Origin of the sequence: Rhodococcus aetherivorans (genome assembly GCF_025722975.1) — a bacterium.
Lineage (GTDB): Bacteria > Actinomycetota > Actinomycetes > Mycobacteriales > Mycobacteriaceae > Rhodococcus > Rhodococcus aetherivorans.
Window position 1 is genome coordinate 2901566 of sequence record NZ_CP106982.1, and the last position, 17283, is coordinate 2918848.

The 17283-nt window shown below is 69.9% G+C and carries 15 protein-coding genes; 6 read left to right on the forward strand and 9 right to left on the reverse strand.

The features are described from left to right. The first annotated feature begins 8 nt into the window (after positions 1-8). Positions 9-1100 (forward strand): Glu/Leu/Phe/Val family dehydrogenase, encoded by a 1092-nt coding sequence (locus OCS65_RS13230; RefSeq protein ID WP_263510327.1) that lies wholly within the window; start codon positions 9-11, stop codon positions 1098-1100. Positions 1101-1197: 97 nt separating this feature from the next. Here the strand turns inward: OCS65_RS13230 and OCS65_RS13235 are convergent, their stop codons facing one another. After that, positions 1198-1707, reverse strand: a complete 510-nt coding sequence (locus OCS65_RS13235) for an Lrp/AsnC family transcriptional regulator (RefSeq protein ID WP_006947744.1) — start codon at positions 1705-1707, stop codon at positions 1198-1200. Positions 1708-1924: 217 nt separating this feature from the next. Here OCS65_RS13235 and OCS65_RS13240 point away from each other — a divergent pair, with 217 nt between their 5' ends. Then, complete coding sequence (locus tag OCS65_RS13240) at positions 1925-3466, forward strand: amino acid permease (protein WP_006947747.1); 1542 nt, start codon at positions 1925-1927, stop codon at positions 3464-3466. A 55-nt stretch (positions 3467-3521) separates the two neighbouring features. Here OCS65_RS13240 and OCS65_RS13245 read toward each other — a convergent pair whose 3' ends face one another. Next, positions 3522-4172, reverse strand: coding sequence for a TetR/AcrR family transcriptional regulator (locus OCS65_RS13245; RefSeq protein WP_006947757.1), 651 nt, complete (start codon positions 4170-4172; stop codon positions 3522-3524). 246 nt (positions 4173-4418) lie between these two features. Here OCS65_RS13245 and OCS65_RS13250 point away from each other — a divergent pair, with 246 nt between their 5' ends. Together OCS65_RS13250 and OCS65_RS13255 are read left to right on the forward strand one after the other, a co-directional pair. Continuing rightward, positions 4419-5345, forward strand: a complete 927-nt coding sequence (locus OCS65_RS13250; RefSeq protein ID WP_006947759.1) for a metal-dependent hydrolase — start codon at positions 4419-4421, stop codon at positions 5343-5345. 13 nt (positions 5346-5358) lie between these two features. Continuing rightward, a complete protein-coding gene (locus OCS65_RS13255; protein ID WP_029544255.1) occupies positions 5359-6519 on the forward strand; it encodes a hypothetical protein in 1161 nt (386 codons plus the stop codon). Between the two features lie 137 nt (positions 6520-6656). Here the strand turns inward: OCS65_RS13255 and glnA are convergent, their stop codons facing one another. Next, positions 6657-8093 (reverse strand): type I glutamate--ammonia ligase, encoded by a 1437-nt coding sequence (glnA, locus tag OCS65_RS13260; protein ID WP_006947761.1) that lies wholly within the window; start codon positions 8091-8093, stop codon positions 6657-6659. 213 nt (positions 8094-8306) lie between these two features. Between glnA and OCS65_RS13265 the strand changes: the two genes are divergently transcribed. Then, positions 8307-8783, forward strand: coding sequence for an RDD family protein (locus OCS65_RS13265; protein WP_029544252.1), 477 nt, complete (start codon positions 8307-8309; stop codon positions 8781-8783). Between the two features lie 78 nt (positions 8784-8861). Here the strand turns inward: OCS65_RS13265 and OCS65_RS13270 are convergent, their stop codons facing one another. From OCS65_RS13270 to OCS65_RS13295, 6 genes are all read right to left on the reverse strand, one after another. Continuing rightward, positions 8862-9602 (reverse strand): DUF4191 domain-containing protein, encoded by a 741-nt coding sequence (locus tag OCS65_RS13270; RefSeq protein WP_029544250.1) that lies wholly within the window; start codon positions 9600-9602, stop codon positions 8862-8864. A 55-nt stretch (positions 9603-9657) separates the two neighbouring features. Continuing rightward, positions 9658-10668, reverse strand: a complete 1011-nt coding sequence (lipA, locus tag OCS65_RS13275; protein ID WP_006947766.1) for a lipoyl synthase — start codon at positions 10666-10668, stop codon at positions 9658-9660. Positions 10669-10736: 68 nt separating this feature from the next. Further along, positions 10737-11519: a lipoyl(octanoyl) transferase LipB gene (lipB, locus tag OCS65_RS13280; protein WP_263510330.1), complete on the reverse strand. Its 783-nt coding sequence runs from the start codon at positions 11517-11519 to the stop codon at positions 10737-10739. A 46-nt stretch (positions 11520-11565) separates the two neighbouring features. After that, entirely contained in the window at positions 11566-12456 is an 891-nt protein-coding gene (locus OCS65_RS13285) for a TIGR01777 family oxidoreductase (RefSeq protein ID WP_231772744.1), read from the reverse strand. Positions 12457-12566: 110 nt separating this feature from the next. After that, positions 12567-14333 carry a 2-oxoglutarate dehydrogenase, E2 component, dihydrolipoamide succinyltransferase gene (gene sucB, locus OCS65_RS13290; RefSeq protein WP_263510331.1) on the reverse strand — a complete coding sequence of 589 codons (1767 nt, stop codon included), beginning with the start codon at positions 14331-14333 and terminating at the stop codon, positions 12567-12569. 257 nt (positions 14334-14590) lie between these two features. Further along, positions 14591-16099: a leucyl aminopeptidase gene (locus OCS65_RS13295; protein ID WP_065922485.1), complete on the reverse strand. Its 1509-nt coding sequence runs from the start codon at positions 16097-16099 to the stop codon at positions 14591-14593. Positions 16100-16172: 73 nt separating this feature from the next. Between OCS65_RS13295 and gcvT the strand changes: the two genes are divergently transcribed. Beyond that, positions 16173-17273 (forward strand): glycine cleavage system aminomethyltransferase GcvT, encoded by a 1101-nt coding sequence (gene gcvT, locus OCS65_RS13300; protein ID WP_168579755.1) that lies wholly within the window; start codon positions 16173-16175, stop codon positions 17271-17273. The last annotated feature ends 10 nt before the right edge of the window (positions 17274-17283 follow it).

The window sequence follows — 17283 nt, forward strand, 5'->3', positions numbered from 1 at the left end:
CCCATCACGTGACCACCTCGACCCTCGCCCGTTCGGCCACCTCCGACGCCCCCGCCGGTGTCTTCGGCCGATCCCGGTGCCTGTCCGACCGCCCACACGAGCAGGTCGTCTTCTGTCAGGACGCCGCGACCGGCTTGCGCGCGATCGTCGCGATCCACTCCACCGCGCTCGGGCCCGCGCTCGGCGGCACCCGCTTCTACCCGTACGCCGACGAGGCCCGGGCGCTCGAGGACGTGCTGCGGCTGTCGTGGGGCATGACCTACAAGGCCGCGGTCGCGGGCGTGAACCTCGGCGGCGGCAAGGCCGTCATCCTCGGTGACCCCGCCACGGACAAGAGCGAGGCGCTGCTCGCCGCGTACGGACGGTTCGTCGAGTCCCTCGGTGGCCGCTACATCACCGCCGCCGACGTCGGTACCCACGCCGGCGACCTGGACGTGATCGGCCGCCAGACCTCGCACGCGGTGGGACGCACTCCCGCGGCCGGCGGATCCGGGGACAGCTCGCCGCTCACCGCGCTCGGCGTGTTCCAGGCGATGCGCGCCGGATCCGAGCATGTCTGGGGAACAACGACTCTCGCCGGCCGCACCGTGGGTGTCGAGGGGCTCGGGAAGGTGGGCTACGAACTGGTGGGGCTGCTCACCGCGGACGGCGCCGACGTGGTGGTCTCGGATGTGAACCCGGTGGCTCTCGCCCGGGTGGCCGCCGAGTTCCCGGCGGCACGGGTCACCGACGGCGTCGTCGCGGCGCCGCTGGATGTGTACGCACCGTGTGCCCTGGGGGGAACGCTGACCCCGTCGACCGCCGGAGTCCTCGGTGCGCGTCTGGTGTGCGGTGCGGCGAACAACCAGCTGGCCCGCCCGGAGGTCGAGGACATCCTGCGCGACCGCGGCATCACGTGGGTGCCGGACTACGTCGCCAACGCCGGCGGCCTGATCCAGGTCGCGGGGGAGGTCGACGGATCCGACCCGACCGTCGTCCGGTCCCGGGTGGACGCGATCTTCGACCGCACGGCCGAGATCTTCGAGATGTCGCGGACCCTGGACATCGGGCCCGGCGCGGCCGCGAACCGGGTCGCCGAGCGGCGTATCGACGCCGCCTGACGGGCGGTACGGCGAGGGGGAGGCACCGCGGTGCCTCCCCCTTCTCGCGTACCCGGAGACCGATGTCACTCGACGCCGGTCCCTCGACGCCGGTCCCTCAGTGCCGGTCGCTCACCGGCGCGGAGCGCCCGTGCCCGGAGTCGCGGGTGAGGTGTTCGAGCAGGGGCTGCGTCCGGTACGGCACCGGCGTCGTCAGCGCCAGCGTGGTCGTGGTGTGCGCGACGCCCTCGATCGCATGGATTCGTTCGAGCTGCAGGAGCAGATCCTCCTGCGACTGCGCCGCCATCCGGATCAGCAGGTCCTCCCGGCCCGTCGTCGCGTGCACCTCGAGCACCTCGGGGAACCGCTCGAGCTCCGCGATGACGTGACCCATCCGGGCCTGCACCAGTTCTGCGCCGATGAACGCCTGCAGCGGCAGGCCGAGCTTCGGCAGATCCACCACCGGCCGGTATCCCGTCACGGCGCCGGACTCCTCGAGCTTCCGGATCCGCGACTGGACGGTGTTGCGCGCGACGCCGAGCTTCGCTGCCAGATCGACGATGCCGGCCCGCGGGTTGTGGGTGAGCTCGGCGAGAAGAGCCGCGTCGAGCCGATCGAAACTGAGCACGGTGACACCCTTTCTGTTGTGATGCGCATCACATTTGAGCATTGTGAATAGCTGGTGCGGAAGATATTGACACGAATTGTGACAGTGCCATGATTGCTGCACTGAATTGCTCACGCAATCCCGCTCTGCGGCACCACAATGCGTCGCCTGCGAGTGTCACGCCCCCGGTCGCCCACGAGGTCCGGCGGGCCCACAATCCCATCCCGAGGAGCACACCATGCCCGGAGTCGGCATCTGGCGCACCAAATCCGTCGAACAGTCGATCGCGGACACCGACGAACCCTGTTCGCGGCTGCGAAGAGAGCTGACCGCCAAAGACCTGACCGTGTTCGGCGTCGCCGTGGTGATCGGCGCCGGCATCTTCACCCTCACCGCACGCACCGCGGGCAACGTCGCCGGCCCGTCGATCTCGCTGGCATTCGTGCTCGCCGCGATCACGTGTGGTCTCGCTGCCCTGTGTTACGCCGAATTCGCGTCGACCGTCCCCGTCGCCGGCAGCGCCTACACCTTCTCGTACGCCACCTTCGGTGAGTTCGTCGCCTGGATCATCGGCTGGGACCTGATCCTCGAGTTCGCGCTCGCCTCCGCCGTCGTCGCCAAGGGCTGGTCGCTGTACCTCGGTGGCATGCTCGGCGGCAGCGGGCACACCACGATGCATCTCGGGCCGCTTGCGGTCGACTGGGGGGCGCTGCTCATCGTCGGCGCGATCACGGTCGTGCTCGTCGTCGGCACCAAGGTGTCCTCGCGGGTGTCGGCCGTCGTCACCGCCATCAAGGTTGCGGTCGTCCTGCTGGTCATCGTGGTCGGCGTCTTCTACATCGACAAGAGCAACTACTCGCCCTACATCCCGCCGGCCGAGGGGGCGCAGAGCACCGCGAGCGGCGTGCACCAGTCGCTGTTCTCGGCGCTCACCGGAGCCGACGGCAGCAGCTACGGATGGTACGGCCTGCTCGCCGCCGCGAGCCTGGTGTTCTTCGCATTCATCGGATTCGACGTGGTCGCCACCACCGCGGAGGAGACGAAGAACCCGCAGAAGGCGCTGCCGCGCGGCATCTTCGCCTCGCTCGCCATCGTCACGGTCCTCTACGTGGGCGTCACGCTGGTGCTGACCGGCATGGTGAAGTACACCGACCTGCGGACGGGCAGCGCGCTCGTCGGCGACGGCAGCGCCACGCTGGCCACCGCGTTCGAGGCGCACGGCATCACGTGGGCGCAGATGGCGATCAACGTCGGCGGCCTCGCCGGCCTCACCACGGTCGTGATGGTGATGATGCTCGGCCAGACCCGCGTGCTGTTCGCGATGTCCCGGGACGGGCTGATGCCGCGGCAGCTGGCCACGACGGGCCGTAAGGGCACCCCGGTACGCATCACCCTGCTGGTCGGCGGCATCGTCGCCGTCCTCGCCGCGGTGTTCCCGATGGGTGTGCTCGAGGAGATGGTCAACATCGGCACGCTGTTCGCCTTCGTGCTGGTGTGCATCGGCGTGATGGTGCTCCGCCGGACCCGCCCCGACCTGCCGCGCGGGTTCCGGGTGCCGCTCGTGCCGCTGGTGCCGATCCTCGCGGTCCTCGCGTGCGGCTGGCTGATGCTCAACCTGTCCGTCGAGACGTGGATGCGGTTCGTGGCCTGGATGGCCCTGGGCGTGGTGATCTACTTCGTCTACGGTCGGCGCAAGTCGGTGCTCGGGCAGCGGCTGCGGGCCGAGGCGGCCGAGCGGGCGGAGACGCCGCAGGTCGTCCGCGAGCCCGAGCCGGTCTAGCGCGGCGATCGGCACCGGCGGGCGCACCGGGATCGCCGGTCCGGGCCGGTTCCCGTCACGCGCTGTCGTCTCGGACGCCGCCGGAGGAGGCGCGTGCCGCGGTCGGGCACTGGGCGAGGATCGCGGCGCCCATCCAGCGTCGGAGATAGCGCCGCAGCTCGTCGTCGCTCCGCGGGGGGTTGCCGGGGGAGACGAAGAACGACTGCATCGTGCGCAGCACGTATTCGACGAGTTCGTGGAGTGCCGCGTCGTCGTACCCGTAGCGCTCCCAGTCGACGTCGAAACGCTTGATCATCGTCATCCCGAACTCGCGTGCCTCTTCGGAGGTGAGGCCGTCGGGATGGACGTTCGAGTACGTGCCCGTGAGCAGGATGCCCAGATGCGGCGTCCGGCGTACCTCGGCCAGGGTGTAGACCACGCCTTCGGTCATCGCGTCGACGGGATCCTCGATGCCGCGGATGTGCCGGGTCAGTCGAGCGAGGAATCCGTCGACCGATGCGATCGCCGCGGCCCGCATCAGTGCATCCGCGCTGGGGAAGTAGCGGTACACCGTCTGGCGGATGACGCCCAGCGACTCCGCGACATCGGCGATGCTGATGACGGAACCCGTACGCCCGATCAGATCGACTGCAGCGGAGACGATCCGGCGGGACGCTTCGTCGTCGTTCTCCGGTGGGCTGCCGCCCCACCCGCGTCTCCGTGCCACTGCTCCGCTTCCTCGGATCGCACCGCATCCGGAACGGCGGGCCCTCCGCATGGTGGGGCCTGTCGGCCGTCCGCTCGAACGACCGACGGTAGCACGGGGTGGCCCGCCGCCCGCGGGGCCGTCCACGGTTTCGATAACACGTTCTCATCATACGTGTTGGTCGATCTATGTATGATCACGGCACCGCGGCGCGGGGCCTCTGCGGGGCCCCGGCCCAGCCCATTTCCGGACGACGAGGGGTAGCGCGTGACCGATCTGCAGATCCGAAAGATGAACTTCGCGTTCGAGGACTACGACGTGCCCTTCCTGTGGAACGACGCGAATCCGGCCTTCTCGAGCATGGCCAACGCGGTCTCGTTCCTGGCGATCGGCTTCGAGAAGATGATCGTGAAGATGATTCTCCAGACCAAGCCGCTGATCACCGACCCCGAGGTCGCCGCGGAGGCGGACGCGTTCATGCGTCAGGAGGGGCAGCACTCGACCGCGCACCGCCAACACGTCAGGGCCCTGATCAAGCAGTACCCGGGGCTCCGGGAGACTCTCGACGACGTCATCGGAGAGTTCGACCGGCTCACCGCGGAGACCTCGCTGAACTACCGGCTCGCCTACACCGCGGATCTCGAAGCGACCTTCACTCCGGTGTTCAAGCTGATGCTCGACAACGAGGCGGCCCTGTTCCGGCCCGGAGACGACCGGGTGGCGTCGCTGTTCATCTGGCACTTCGTCGAGGAGGTCGAACATCGGAGTTCGGCGCTCGTCGTCTTCGACTCCGTCGTCGGCTCCGACATCTACCGGATGCGCGTGGCCCCGTCGGTCTTCCGTCATGTGCTGAAGGTCATCCGGCTGGCCTGCGAGGGCTTCAACGAGCATGTTCCCTTGGCGGACCGGAGGATCGACGCTCTGTCGATGTTCGCGTCCTACCGGCGCAAGCAGCGCCTGCGCACGTGGTTGCCGCTGCTGCACGCGGAGGACCACGGCCCCCTGCCGCGCGCGTTCGACGATCTCCCGCTCGGTGAGCAACTCGTCGCCCTGGCGGGAGTCGTCCGGAGCCAGTTGCCGAAGCACAACCCGGCCCACGAGAAGCTGCCGGCACTCGCGGACGTGTGGTTCCGGCGCTACGAGGACGGCTACGACGTCACGCGCTGGTACACCGCCGACGCGGTCGCATCGTAGGGGGGCCGGAGCGATGACCGACCTGTGTTCACCCACCTTCGCCGAACTCGCCACGTCCCTGGGCTTCTCGTGCGAGGAGGCCGGTGGCCTCGTCGAGGTCCGCAACCCGTCGGCCCTGGAGAACTGGACCCTTCCGGTTCTCGAGGTCACCGTCGTGTTCGGTGCCGTGCTCGCGCTCGTGCTCGCCGTCGTGCGCCTGCGTCGCCACGGCGATCCCACCAACCTGGTGCTCTGGTTCGGCGCCACCGCCTACCTGTTCCTCATCGAGCCACCGCTGTACTTCCCCGCCGCATTCGGCATCGAGGAGCACGTGGACACGATGTTCGCCCACAACGTGTTCACGGTGGAGTTCCTGTGGGGCCGGCTCCCGCTGTACATCGTCGCGATCTACCCGCTGATGGCCACGCTGGCCTTCGAGATCGTCAGAATGCTGGGCGTTTTCCGGCGCTACGGGGTTCTCGTCGGTGCGGTCTGCGTGGGCTTCGTTCACCACGCGTTCTACGAGATCTTCGACCACCTCGGACCGCAGTTGCGATGGTGGCACTGGTCGGTGACGAATCCGGTCAACCAGCCCATGTTCGATGCGGTCCCGCTCCCGAGTGTGGTGGTGTTCGCCGCGCTCTGGCCGATGTCACTCGCGTTGTGCGTGCAGTTCTTCGTCGGTCGCCACGTCGACCGCGGCCGGCACTTCTCCGGTCTCGAGCTGGTGTGGCGCACGGTCGTGATCGGCCTGCTGGCGTCGCTGGGCACGTTCGTCCTCCCGCTCCCGGCGACGGTCCTGGGCATGGGAAGCACGACGGTCCGGGGAGTGCTGTACGCGGTGGAACTGGTCGTCGTCACACTCGTCGCGAGCGTGGTGCTCGTGCGCCGATGGGTGCGGCTGCGGCGGGGCGAGCCGGACGTTCCTCCCTACACGAACCGCTTCGTCCAGGCCTACAGCGTGGTGTACCTGTGCGTCATGGCGTTCCTCTGGGCGACCGCATTGCCCGACTTCCTCCGTGCCGTCGACGGCGTGACGAGCACCGGAGATCCGGTGGGAAACCTGTGGTACACGCTGGCGTGTTTCGTCGTCGCACTGCTGTGCGTCGCCGCCACGTTCACCGCACACCGCCGAGGGGGTGAACCGGGCGACAGATCGCCCGCGCACGAGCGGGACGCGGCGCACGCCGGATAGCAGATTCGGCGCACGCCGAGCGCGGCCGGCGGCGGGGAGGTCGCGCTCTCCGGCCGACGAGGCCGTAGACACGAGTCCACCCGCCTTGCGGAATCGCAAGGCGGGTGGACTCGTGACGAACTACGTGCGGAACCGGCTCAGCAGTCGTAGTACAGCTGGAACTCGTAGGGGTGCGGCCGCAGGTTGACCGGAGCGATCTCCTGCTCCCGCTTGATCGAGATCCAGGTCTCGATCAGGTCGCTGGTGAACACGCCGCCCTCGGTCAGGTACTCGTGGTCGCGCTCGAGGTTGTCGATGACCGATTCGAGGCTGGTGGGAGCCTGCGGGATGTTCTTGGCCTCCTCCGGCGGGAGCTCGTAGAGGTCCTTGTCGACCGGGGCCATCGGCTCGATCTTGTTCTTGATGCCGTCGAGACCCGCGAGCATCTGCGCGGCGAACGAGAGGTACGGGTTGCCCGAGGAGTCCGGGGCGCGGAACTCGAGGCGCTTGGCCTTCGGGTTGTTGCCGGTGATCGGGATGCGCACGGCGGCGGAGCGGTTGCGCTGGCTGTAGACCAGGTTGATCGGAGCCTCGTAGCCCGGCACCAGACGGTGGTACGAGTTGATCGTCGGGTTGGTGAACGCGAGCAGCGACGGCGCGTGGTGCAGGATGCCGCCGATGTACCAGCGCGCCAGGTCGGACAGGCCCGCGTAGCCGGACTCGTCGTGGAAGAGCGGCTTGCCTTCCTTCCACAGCGACTGGTGCACGTGCATGCCCGAACCGTTGTCACCGAACAGCGGCTTCGGCATGAAGGTCACGGACTTGCCGTGCTTCCAGGCGGTGTTCTTGACGATGTACTTGAACAGCTGCAGATCGTCGGCCGCACCGAGCAGCGTGTTGAACTTGTAGTTGATCTCGGCCTGACCGGCGGTGCCGACCTCGTGGTGGCCGCGCTCGAGTTCGAAGCCGGCGTTCTGCAGGTTGGTGGAGATCTCGTCGCGCAGGTCCACGTAGTGGTCGTACGGTGCGACGGGGAAGTAGCCGCCCTTCGGGCGGACCTTGTAGCCGAGGTTGGGGCTGCCGTCGGCGTTGAGCTCGACGCCGGTGTTCCACGAACCGGAGACCGAGTCGATCTCGTAGAACGCGCCGTTCATCTGCGAGTCGTAGCGGATCGAGTCGAAGATGTAGAACTCGGCCTCGGCACCGAAGAACGCGGTGTCGGCGATGCCGGTGCTGACGAGGTACTCCTCGGCCTTGCGGGCGACATTGCGCGGGTCCCGGCTGTAGGACTCGCGAGTGAACGGGTCGTGGACGAAGAAGTTGATGTTCAGCGTCTTGGCGGCCCGGAAGGGATCGATGCGCGCGGTGGTGACGTCGGGCAGCAGCATCATGTCCGACTCGTGGATGGACTGGAAGCCGCGAACGGACGAGCCGTCGAACGCCAAGCCGTCCTCGAACACGTCCTTGGTGAACGCGCTCGCGGGAATCGAGAAGTGCTGCTGAACGCCGGGGAGGTCGCTGAATCGGATATCGACGTACTCGACGTTTTCGTCCTCGATGTACTTGATGACCTCTTCGGCCGAGGTGAACGCCACGCTTGTGCTCCTTCAGTCAATGCGCGCCATGGGGATGGGGCGTCTGCGTCGGATACAGACCGTATTGAGCTGGTGTTGCCCGACCATCAATCCCATGTTTCACCGATGTTACAGCTCGTCTTCCGGTGTCGTGAGGACTACTTTTGTGGTAGAAGTCACCGGCGTGCACGTGGGGTCGGGCCGGTCCGCTCGTTGCACCCTATCCTGGACAGCATGGCACGTATGACCGGCAGCTGGCTCTCCGGACCCGCTGCGGCGATCCCCAAGGGGCAGGAAAAGGCCCAGGACTACCGCGGGCAGTTGCTCGGCCTGCCCCAGGAGGGGCCGGGCGCGCTCGCGGGCACCGGCCGGCGGGCGAGCGCTCTGGCGATCGACTGGTTCACCTCCGTCGGTATCGCCACCGCGATCGTCGGCGAACGTCCCTTCGAGAACCCTCAGCTGTCCACCTACACCCTGCTGGTGTGGTTCGTGGTGGGGGTGCTCACGGTGACGTTGTTCTCGTTCACCCCGGGGCAGTATCTGGTCGGCCTCCAGGTCGCCCGGGTCGACGCGCCCGCACGAGTGGGGCCGGTTCGCGCCCTGGCGCGGCAGCTGCTGCTCGTGTTCATCGCGCCGGCGATCGTCACCGACGTCGACGGCCGCGGCCTGCAGGACCGGGCGACCGGCACGGCCCTCGTACGGTCCCGCTGACGCACCCGCCCCCGAAACGCGGAACGGGAGCCTGCACCGGGTCGATCCGGGTGCAGGCTCCCGTCGTCGGAGCGGGGCTCAGCGGCGGCGCATGGTGCGCTGGACGCTGCGCATCTTCGCGCCGGCCGGCATCGGACCCTTCGGGAGCGCGGCGCCGGTCTTCTTGGTGCTCAGGGCGGCCAGCCGGCCCTCGATCGCGTCCATCCGCTTGGTGTCGATGTTGCGCGGCAGCTTGGACAGGTGCTTCTGCAGCTGCGACAGCGGGACCTGGCCCTCGTCGTTGCCGACCACGACGTCGTAGATCGGGGTGTCGCCGACGAGGCGCGCCACCCGCTTCTTCTCCTGTGCGAGAAGCGCTTTCACGCGCTGCGGCGATCCCTCGGCCACCAGGATCACGCCCGGGCGGCCGATGACGCGGTGCACGGCGTCGAGCTGCGCGGTGCCGGCCACCGCGTGCGTGACGCGCCAGGAGCCCTGCAGGTTGTCCAGCGCCCACGCCGCCGCGCCGGCCTGGCCCTCGGCCTTGCCGTAGACCGTTTTCTGCACCCGGCGACCGAAGATGACGAACGCGAGCAGCACCCCCACGAGCAGGCCGACCGGCAGGAGGAACCACTCGATACCGAAGATCAGCCCGATCAGGAAGAACACCAGGGTGGAGACGACGATCGCGCCGATCATCCACGGCAGCAGCAGCTTGTCTTCCTTGCGCTGCAGCTGGAACGCCTGCCAGAGCTGGGTTCGCCGCTCCTTCGACGCCTGCTTGCGCGCGGCCTTCGCCGCGGCCTTCGCTTCCTTGTCGGGTTTGCTGCCTTTCGCCATGCACCCAGGATACTTTCCCCGCGGTGACCCCTTCACCACCGCGGGTCCGGTACGGCTACGGCGTGAGGCGAGCGAGCACGGAGCTGGCTTCCTGGGCCGCTGTGCCCCCCTCGGCCAGGTGCGCCTGGGCGGCGGGCAATTCGCGACCGTGGTGTGCCATGGCCTGCGCGTACAGGCGGCCCGCGCGGTACGAGGACCGGACCAGCGGCCCGGCCATCACGCCCGCGAAGCCGATCTCCTCGGCGGTCTCCGAGTGCGCGACGAACTCCTCGGGCTTGACCCACCGCTCGACGGGATGGTGCCGCGGCGACGGACGCAGGTACTGGGTGATGGTGACGATGTCGCAGCCGGCGGCGTGCAGGTCGTGCAGCGCCTCGGTGACCTCCTCCGGTGTCTCACCCATGCCGAGGATCAGGTTGGACTTGGTCACCAGGCCGAACTCGCGGGCCGCGGTGATCACGTCCAGCGACCGCTGGTAGCGGAACGCCGGGCGGATGCGCTTGAAGATCCGGGGGACGGTCTCGACGTTGTGCGCGAGGACCTCGGGACGCGACTCGAAGACCTCGGTGAGCAGTTCGGGCTTGCCGTTGAAGTCGGGGATGAGGTTCTCGACGCCGGTGCCCGGGTTGAGCTCGTGGATCTGCCGCACGGTCTCGGCGTACAGCCACGCGCCGCCGTCGGGCAGATCGTCGCGGGCGACACCGGTGATCGTCGAGTACCGCAGACCCATCGCCTGCACCGACTCGGCGACGCGGCGCGGCTCGTCGCGGTCGAGCTCGGCGGGCTTACCGGTGTCGATCTGGCAGAAATCGCATCGACGGGTGCACTGCTCGCCGCCGATGAGGAACGTCGCCTCCCGGTCCTCCCAGCATTCGTAGATGTTCGGACAACCGGCTTCCTCGCAGACCGTGTGCAGGCCCTCGCGCCGCACCAGTCCCTTCAGCTCGGTGTACTCCGGGCCCATCTTCGCCCGGGTCTTGATCCAGTTCGGCTTGCGTTCGATCGGCGTCTGCGCGTTTCGGGTCTCGATCCGCAGCAGTTTGCGTCCTTCTGGGGCCACAGTCACGGGCTCGATCCTACGCCCGCCGGTACCGGCCGGACCCACCCTGGGGGCGCGGCCGTGGCGGGCGGCGATCAGCCGTACCGCACCGTGGTGAACTCCGGCCGCGGGGTCTGCGGCGGCTCGGCACCGACGGCCTGTTCGAACGTCACCCGCTCGATGTCGTGGTCCGTCACCGGCAGGCGGCCGTCGAGAGCGTCGATCACCGCCGCCGTCACCGCCGGCATCACCTCGGCGACGGTGACGTCCCGTCCGAGCTCACCCGTGAGCGAGGTGACACCCGCGTCGCGGATGCCGCACGGGACGATCGAGTCGAACGCGTCGAGGGTGGCGTCGCAGTTGAGGGAGAACCCGTGCATCGTCACCCCGCGCTGCACCCGCACCCCGATGGCGGCGATCTTGCGCTCGGGCAGCCAGTGCCCGTCGCGCAGCTCGGCCGGCAGCCACACGCCCGAGCGACCGTCCACGCGGCCGCACGTGAGCCCGAGGTCGGTGCAGACGTCGATCAGGGCCTGCTCGAGACGTCGCACGTAGCCGACGACGTCGATGGGTTCGCCGAGCCGGATGATCGGGTAGCCCACCAGCTGGCCGGGACCGTGCCAGGTGATCTTGCCCCCGCGGTCGACGTCGATCACCGGGGTGCCGTCGGTGGGGCGATCCTCGGGGGCGGTGCGCTTACCGGCGGTGTACACGGGCGGATGCTCGAGCAACAGCAGGGTGTCGACACCGCGGCCCTCGGCCCGGTCGGCGGCGATCTCCCGTTGCCGCTCCCACGCCTCGAGGTAACCGATCAGCCCCAGGTGCGCCACCGCGACGGGTTCGGAATCGAAACGGGCGGAGGAGGATGCGCTGCTCATAGTCCACGACCCTACGCCGTCGGCGAGCCCTCGCGAAGAGGTGACTTCAGGACGCGAGCGCGTTTCCCAGGGCGGCACCGATCGTCGGGTACCGGAACTCGAAGCCCGTCGACTCGAGCACCGCCGGCAGGGCACGCTGCCCGGTGAGCACCAGTGCGCGCGCCATTTCCCCGGCGACCGCGGCGACCACGAAACCGGGGGTCGTCCACGGCGCGAGCCGGTGCACCGAGTGCGCCAGCGCCTCGGTGAACCGGGCATTCGTCACGGGGGCCGGCCCGGTGACATCGACCGGTCCGGCGATGTCGCCGCGACCGAGGACGAAGCCCACCGCCGCCACCGCATCCTCGAGCGCCACCCACGACATGTACTGCCGGCCGTCGCCGAGCCGGGAACCGAGCCCGAGCCGGAACAGCGGCTCGAGCCGGCGCAGGATGCCCCCGTGCGGCGCGAGCACGATCCCGGTGCGGAGAACGATCGTGCGGACCCCGGCCTCACGCGCCGGCGCCGTCGCGGCCTCCCAGTCGCGGCACAGGTCGGCCACGAACCCCTGCCCGGCAGGGCTGCGTTCGTCCACCACCGTCTCGCCGGTGTCCCCGTAGAAGCCGACGGCGCCCGCGTTGACCAGCGTCGGCACCCCGGCGGCCGCGACGGCGGCGGCGAGGACGTCGGTGGGGACGATCCGGCTGTCGCGCAGTTCCTGCTTCACCGCGCCCGACCAGCGCCGCGCACCCACGCTCGACCCGCACAGGTTCACCACGGCGTCGACGCGGTCGAGCGCCGCGGGATCGACCCGCCCCGTCCGCGGGTCCCAGGACCATTCGTCCGGCGCCCCCGGCGGACGCCGCACCAGGCGGCGCACCTCGTGGCCGTGCGCCCGCAGCCACGCGACCGAGGCAGTTCCGATCAGCCCCGACGAGCCGGCCACGAGGATGCGCATGCCGGAGATTCTCCCGCATCTGCGGGGATCGGAACGCGGAAGCGGGGGCCTCGTCGGTGTGACGATGCCCCCGCTGCGGGTCCGGTGAGTGCCGGGCTACACCCCGTGGGTCACAGACCCAGGTCGGCTTCGAACGCCGCCTCCTCGAGGCGGTGCTTGATCGTGGTGAGGAACCGGCCTGCGTCCGCGCCGTCGACCAGCCGGTGATCGTAGGTCAGCGGCAGGTAGCACATCGAACGGACACCGATCGACTCGTTGCCCACCTCGTCGGTGACGACCACCGGTCGCTTGACGATCGCACCGGTGCCGAGCATCGCCGCCTGCGGCGGCACCAGGATCGGCGTGTCGAACAGGGCGCCCTGGCTGCCGATGTTCGTGATCGTGAAGGTGCCCCCGGCCAGCTCGTCGGGCTTGAGGCCACCGCTGCGGGCACGCTTGGCGATGTCCGCGATCGCGCGGGCCAGGCCGGCCAGCGACAGGTCACCGGCGTTGTGGATCACCGGGGAGAGCAGACCCTGCTCCGTGTCCACGGCGATGCCGAGGTGCTCGGCCGCGTGGTAGGTGATCTCCTTCTTGTCCTCGTCGTAGGAGGCGTTGATGTTCGGGTGCGCCTTGAGGGCCTCGACGACGGCCTTCGCGAAGAAAGGCAGGAAGGTCAGGTTGACGCCCTCGCGCTCGGCGAAGGTCGCCTTGGCCTGCGCCCGCAGGTGCGCGATCTTGGTGACGTCGACCTCGAAGGTCTGGGTGAGCTGCGCGGTGGTCTGCAGGGACTCGCGGGTCTTGATCGCGGTGATCTGGCGGATCCGGTTGACCTTCTGCGTGGTGCCACGCAGGTGGGCCAGCTCGGGACGGACACCGGCGGTCGCGGCCGGAGCGGCGGCCGGGGCCTTGGCGGCGGGCGCCGGCGCCTGGGCGGCGGGGGCCTTCGCGGCCTCGGCAGCGGCGAGCACGTCCTGCTTGCGGATGCGGCCGCCGACACCGGTACCGGACACCGTCGACAGGTCGACGCCGTGCTCGGCGGCGAGCTTGCGGACGAGGGGCGTCACGTACGGCGTGGCTCCACCCGAGGTCTCCTCGGCCGCGGGGACCGGAGCGGGGGCCGGAGCGGCCTGCTTCACCGGCTCGGGGGCGGGCTGCTTCACCGGCTCGGGGGCCGCCTGCTTCGCCGGCTCGGGCTTCGGTTCCGCCTTCGGCTCGGGCTTCGGTTCCGGCTTCGGCTCGGGCTTCGACGGTGCCGCGGCCGGGGTTCCCGATCCGATCACCGCGAGCTGCCCACCGACCTCGACGGTGTCGTCCTCCTGGGCGTTGATCTCGAGGAGCACACCGGCAACCGGGGACGGGATCTCCGTGTCGACCTTGTCGGTGGACACCTCGAGCAGGGGTTCGTCGACCGCGACCTCGTCACCGACGGACTTCAGCCACCGGGTGACGGTGCCCTCGGTCACGGACTCGCCGAGCGCCGGCATGGTGACCGGGGTGCCCTCGGCGGCGCCGGCGCCGGCGTCGGAACCGGACGGAGCCGGAGCGGGCTCGGGTTCCGGCTCGGGCTCGGGCTCGGGCTCGGGGGTGGGCTGCTCCTCGGGTGCCGCCTCCTCGGTCGGGGCGGCAGAAGGGGTGGTGGACGATCCCGCGTCGTCGGCGGAGTCACCGATCACCGCCAGCTCGCCGCCGATCTCGACCGTCTCGTCCTCTTGGGCGACGATCTTCACCAGCACACCGGCCGCGGGCGAGGGGATCTCGGTGTCGACCTTGTCCGTGGAAACTTCGAGCAGCGGCTCGTCGACTTCGACCGTGTCTCCTTCCTGCTTGAGCCATCGCGTGACAGTTCCCTCGGTGACGCTCTCACCAAGCGCTGGCATCTGGACGGAGAAGGCCATGTCTGTTGACTCCTCGACGGTTGTGTTCGGGTGTGTTGAGTTGTGCCGACCGATGGTCGCGGACCATTGTGTGGTCGCAGACCATTGTGCTCGAGGCCACGGTCTCGTGCGGTGTCTTGCGGTGTTCGATTGAGACCACACCCGATGCCGGGTATGACCTCGACCATCCTTGCACTGATCCAATCGCGGCGTTCGACGAGGGTTGGGTCACGCGCGCCCGCGCGTCCCTGCCGCCCGGCAGGGACGCGCCGGACGGATCAGCCGTTGGCCGCGATGTCCTCGATGACGGCGAACAGCGTGCGCACCGGCACACCGGTGCCGCCCTTGCCGACATAGCCGAACGGGCTTCCGGTGTTGAAAGCCGGCCCGGCCACGTCGATGTGGGCCCACTGCACGCCCTCGGCGACGAACTCCTTCAGATACAGGCCGGCGGCGAGCATCCCGCCCCACCGGTGCGGCGTGACGTTGGCCAGATCGGCCACCCGGGAGTTCAGGTCCGCGCGCAGCTCGGCCGGCAGCGGCATCGCCCACCCGTTCTCGCCCACCTCCTGCGAGAGCCGTGCGACACGGTCCCGGAACTCGTCGGTGCCCATGACGCCCGGCGTCCGCGTCCCCAGGGCGACCATCTGCGCGCCCGTGAGCGTCGCGGTGTCGATCAGGTAGTCGGGCTCGTCCTCGCAGGCACGGACGATGGCGTCGGCAAGGATGAGACGACCCTCGGCGTCGGTGTTGATCACCTCGACGGTGGTGCCGCCGTACTGGGTGAGCACGTCGCCGGGACGCTGTGCCGTCGCGGACGGCATGTTCTCGGCCATCGGCACCGTCGCGGTCACGTCTGCCGCCACCCCGAGCTTCGCGGCGAGCACGACCGTCGCGACCACCGCCGCGGCCCCGCCCATGTCGGACGTCATGTTCTCCATCCCGGCGGCCGGCTTGATGGAGATGCCGCCGGTGTCGAACGTGATGCCCTTGCCCACGAGCGCCACCTTCGGGGCCTTGCGCTTCTTGGCGGAGTAGCTCAGCCGCACGAGCCGCGGCGGGCGCGACGACCCCTTGCCGACCCCGACGATGCCGCCGTAGCCCTGCTGCTCGAGCGCCTTCTCGTCCAGCACCTCGACCCGCAGCCCGGCGGCGGCGCCGAGCGCCTGCGCGCGGTCGGCGAACTCGGCCGGGAACAGGTGGCTCGGCGGGGTGTTGACGAACTCGCGGGCGGTGGCGACCGCCTCGGCGACGGCCGTCGCCCGGGCCAGCGCGGCCTTGACCTCGCGGGCGCGCGGCGACGCGACGAGCAGCTCGATCCGGGCGGGGGGCTGCACGTCGCCGGAGTTCGACTTCGCGGTGCGGAACTCGGTGAACGTGTACGCGCCGAGCGCGAAGCCCTCCGCGGCGGCCCCGAGATCCACGGCGGACAGGGTCGTCGCGACCACGGAGGCGCCGGCGAGGGCGCGCGCCGCGGCGCCGGCGGAGCGGCGCACCTGTTCGGCGTCGATCTTGCCGGCGGCGCCGAGCCCGACGGCGAGCACGCTGGTGACCGGCAGGGCGGCGGGCGCGGGGATCCGCGTGACCTCCTCGGCCTTGCCCTTGGCGCCGACGGACTGCAGGGCGTCGAGCAGCCCGCCGAGGACGTCCTCGTCGACCAGTCCGTTGCCGAGCAGGGCCTCGGGACCGTCGTCGCCTGCGGTCAGGCCGATGACGAGGACGTCCGCGCGCTTGGAAACGCTTCCGGCGAGAACGAGTTCGGGCAGGGTGGGCGAAAGGGCACTCACGGGCGTCTCCTAGGGGGAAGGGGGTCGTGGCACCGATGCTAATGATCCCGGGGGGTGGGATAGCGTGGGGCGCATGAGCGACCAGTCACTGCTGCAGGGCCCGATCCACGCCGTCCACACCGAACTCGGTGCGACCTTCGCGGCCTTCGGTGGCTGGCAGATGCCGGTCTCGTACGCCGGCACCGTCGCCGAGCACACCGCCGTGCGCGAGAACGTGGGCCTGTTCGACGTCAGCCATCTGGGCAAGGCCCTCGTCGCCGGTCCGGGCGCGGCCGACTACGTCAATTCGACGCTCACCAACGACCTGCGCAAGATCGGCCCGGGCAAGGCCCAGTACACCCTCTGCTGTACCGAGTCCGGGGGTGTCACCGACGACCTGATCGTCTACTACGTCTCCGACGAGGAGCTGTTCCTCGTGCCGAACGCCGCGAACACCGCCGCGGTCGTCGCCGTCCTCGCCGCGAACGCGCCCGAGGGCGTGACGGTGACGAACCAGCACCGCGACCACGGCGTATTCGCCGTGCAGGGACCGACCTCCGAAGCTGTCCTGCAGGGGCTGGGGCTGCCCACCGACCTCGGCTACATGAGCTTCGTGGACGCGCAGTGGAACGGCGTGCCGGTCCGCGTGTGCCGCACCGGCTACACCGGTGAGCGCGGCTTCGAACTGGTGCCGCGCTGGGCCGACGCCGAGGCGCTGTTCCGGGCGCTGGCCGACGCCGTGCGTGCCGCCGGCGGTCAGGTTGCCGGGCTCGGGGCCCGCGACACTCTGCGCACCGAGATGGGCTACCCGCTGCACGGGCACGAGCTGTCGGAGGCGATCTCGCCCCTGCAGGCCCGCTGCGGCTGGGCGGTGGGCTGGAGCAAGCCGGCGTTCCGGGGACGTGCGGCGCTCGTCGCGGAGAAGGAGTCCGGTCCCGCGCGACGGCTGTGGGGGCTGCAGGCGCTCGACCGTGGCGTGCTGCGGCCGGACCTGAAGGTGCTGCGCGACGGAAACGCGGTGGGGGAGACCACGTCCGGCACGTTCTCCCCGACGCTCAAGGTCGGTATCGCGCTGGCGCTCCTCGATACGGCGGCGGGCCTGGCCGCCGGTGACGAGGTCGCGGTCGACGTCCGGGGACGCGCCCTGCGCGCCCGGTTGGTCGTCCCACCGTTCGTCCCCGACCACACCAAGTAGGGCGGCGCGG

Bases quoted from the DNA above. Each gene is read 5' to 3' on its own strand.
- OCS65_RS13240 (WP_006947747.1), top strand. From the start codon at position 1,925: ATGCCCGGAGTCGGCATCTGGCGCACCAAATCCGTCGAACAGTCGATC.
- OCS65_RS13255 (WP_029544255.1), top strand. From the start codon at position 5,359: ATGACCGACCTGTGTTCACCCACCTTCGCCGAACTCGCCACGTCCCTG.
- OCS65_RS13265 (WP_029544252.1), top strand. From the start codon at position 8,307: ATGGCACGTATGACCGGCAGCTGGCTCTCCGGACCCGCTGCGGCGATC.
- OCS65_RS13270 (WP_029544250.1), bottom strand. From the start codon at position 9,602: ATGGCGAAAGGCAGCAAACCCGACAAGGAAGCGAAGGCCGCGGCGAAG.
- lipB (WP_263510330.1), bottom strand. From the start codon at position 11,519: ATGAGCAGCGCATCCTCCTCCGCCCGTTTCGATTCCGAACCCGTCGCG.
- OCS65_RS13285 (WP_231772744.1), bottom strand. From the start codon at position 12,456: ATGCGCATCCTCGTGGCCGGCTCGTCGGGGCTGATCGGAACTGCCTCG.
- sucB (WP_263510331.1), bottom strand. From the start codon at position 14,333: ATGGCCTTCTCCGTCCAGATGCCAGCGCTTGGTGAGAGCGTCACCGAG.
- gcvT (WP_168579755.1), top strand. From the start codon at position 16,173: ATGAGCGACCAGTCACTGCTGCAGGGCCCGATCCACGCCGTCCACACC.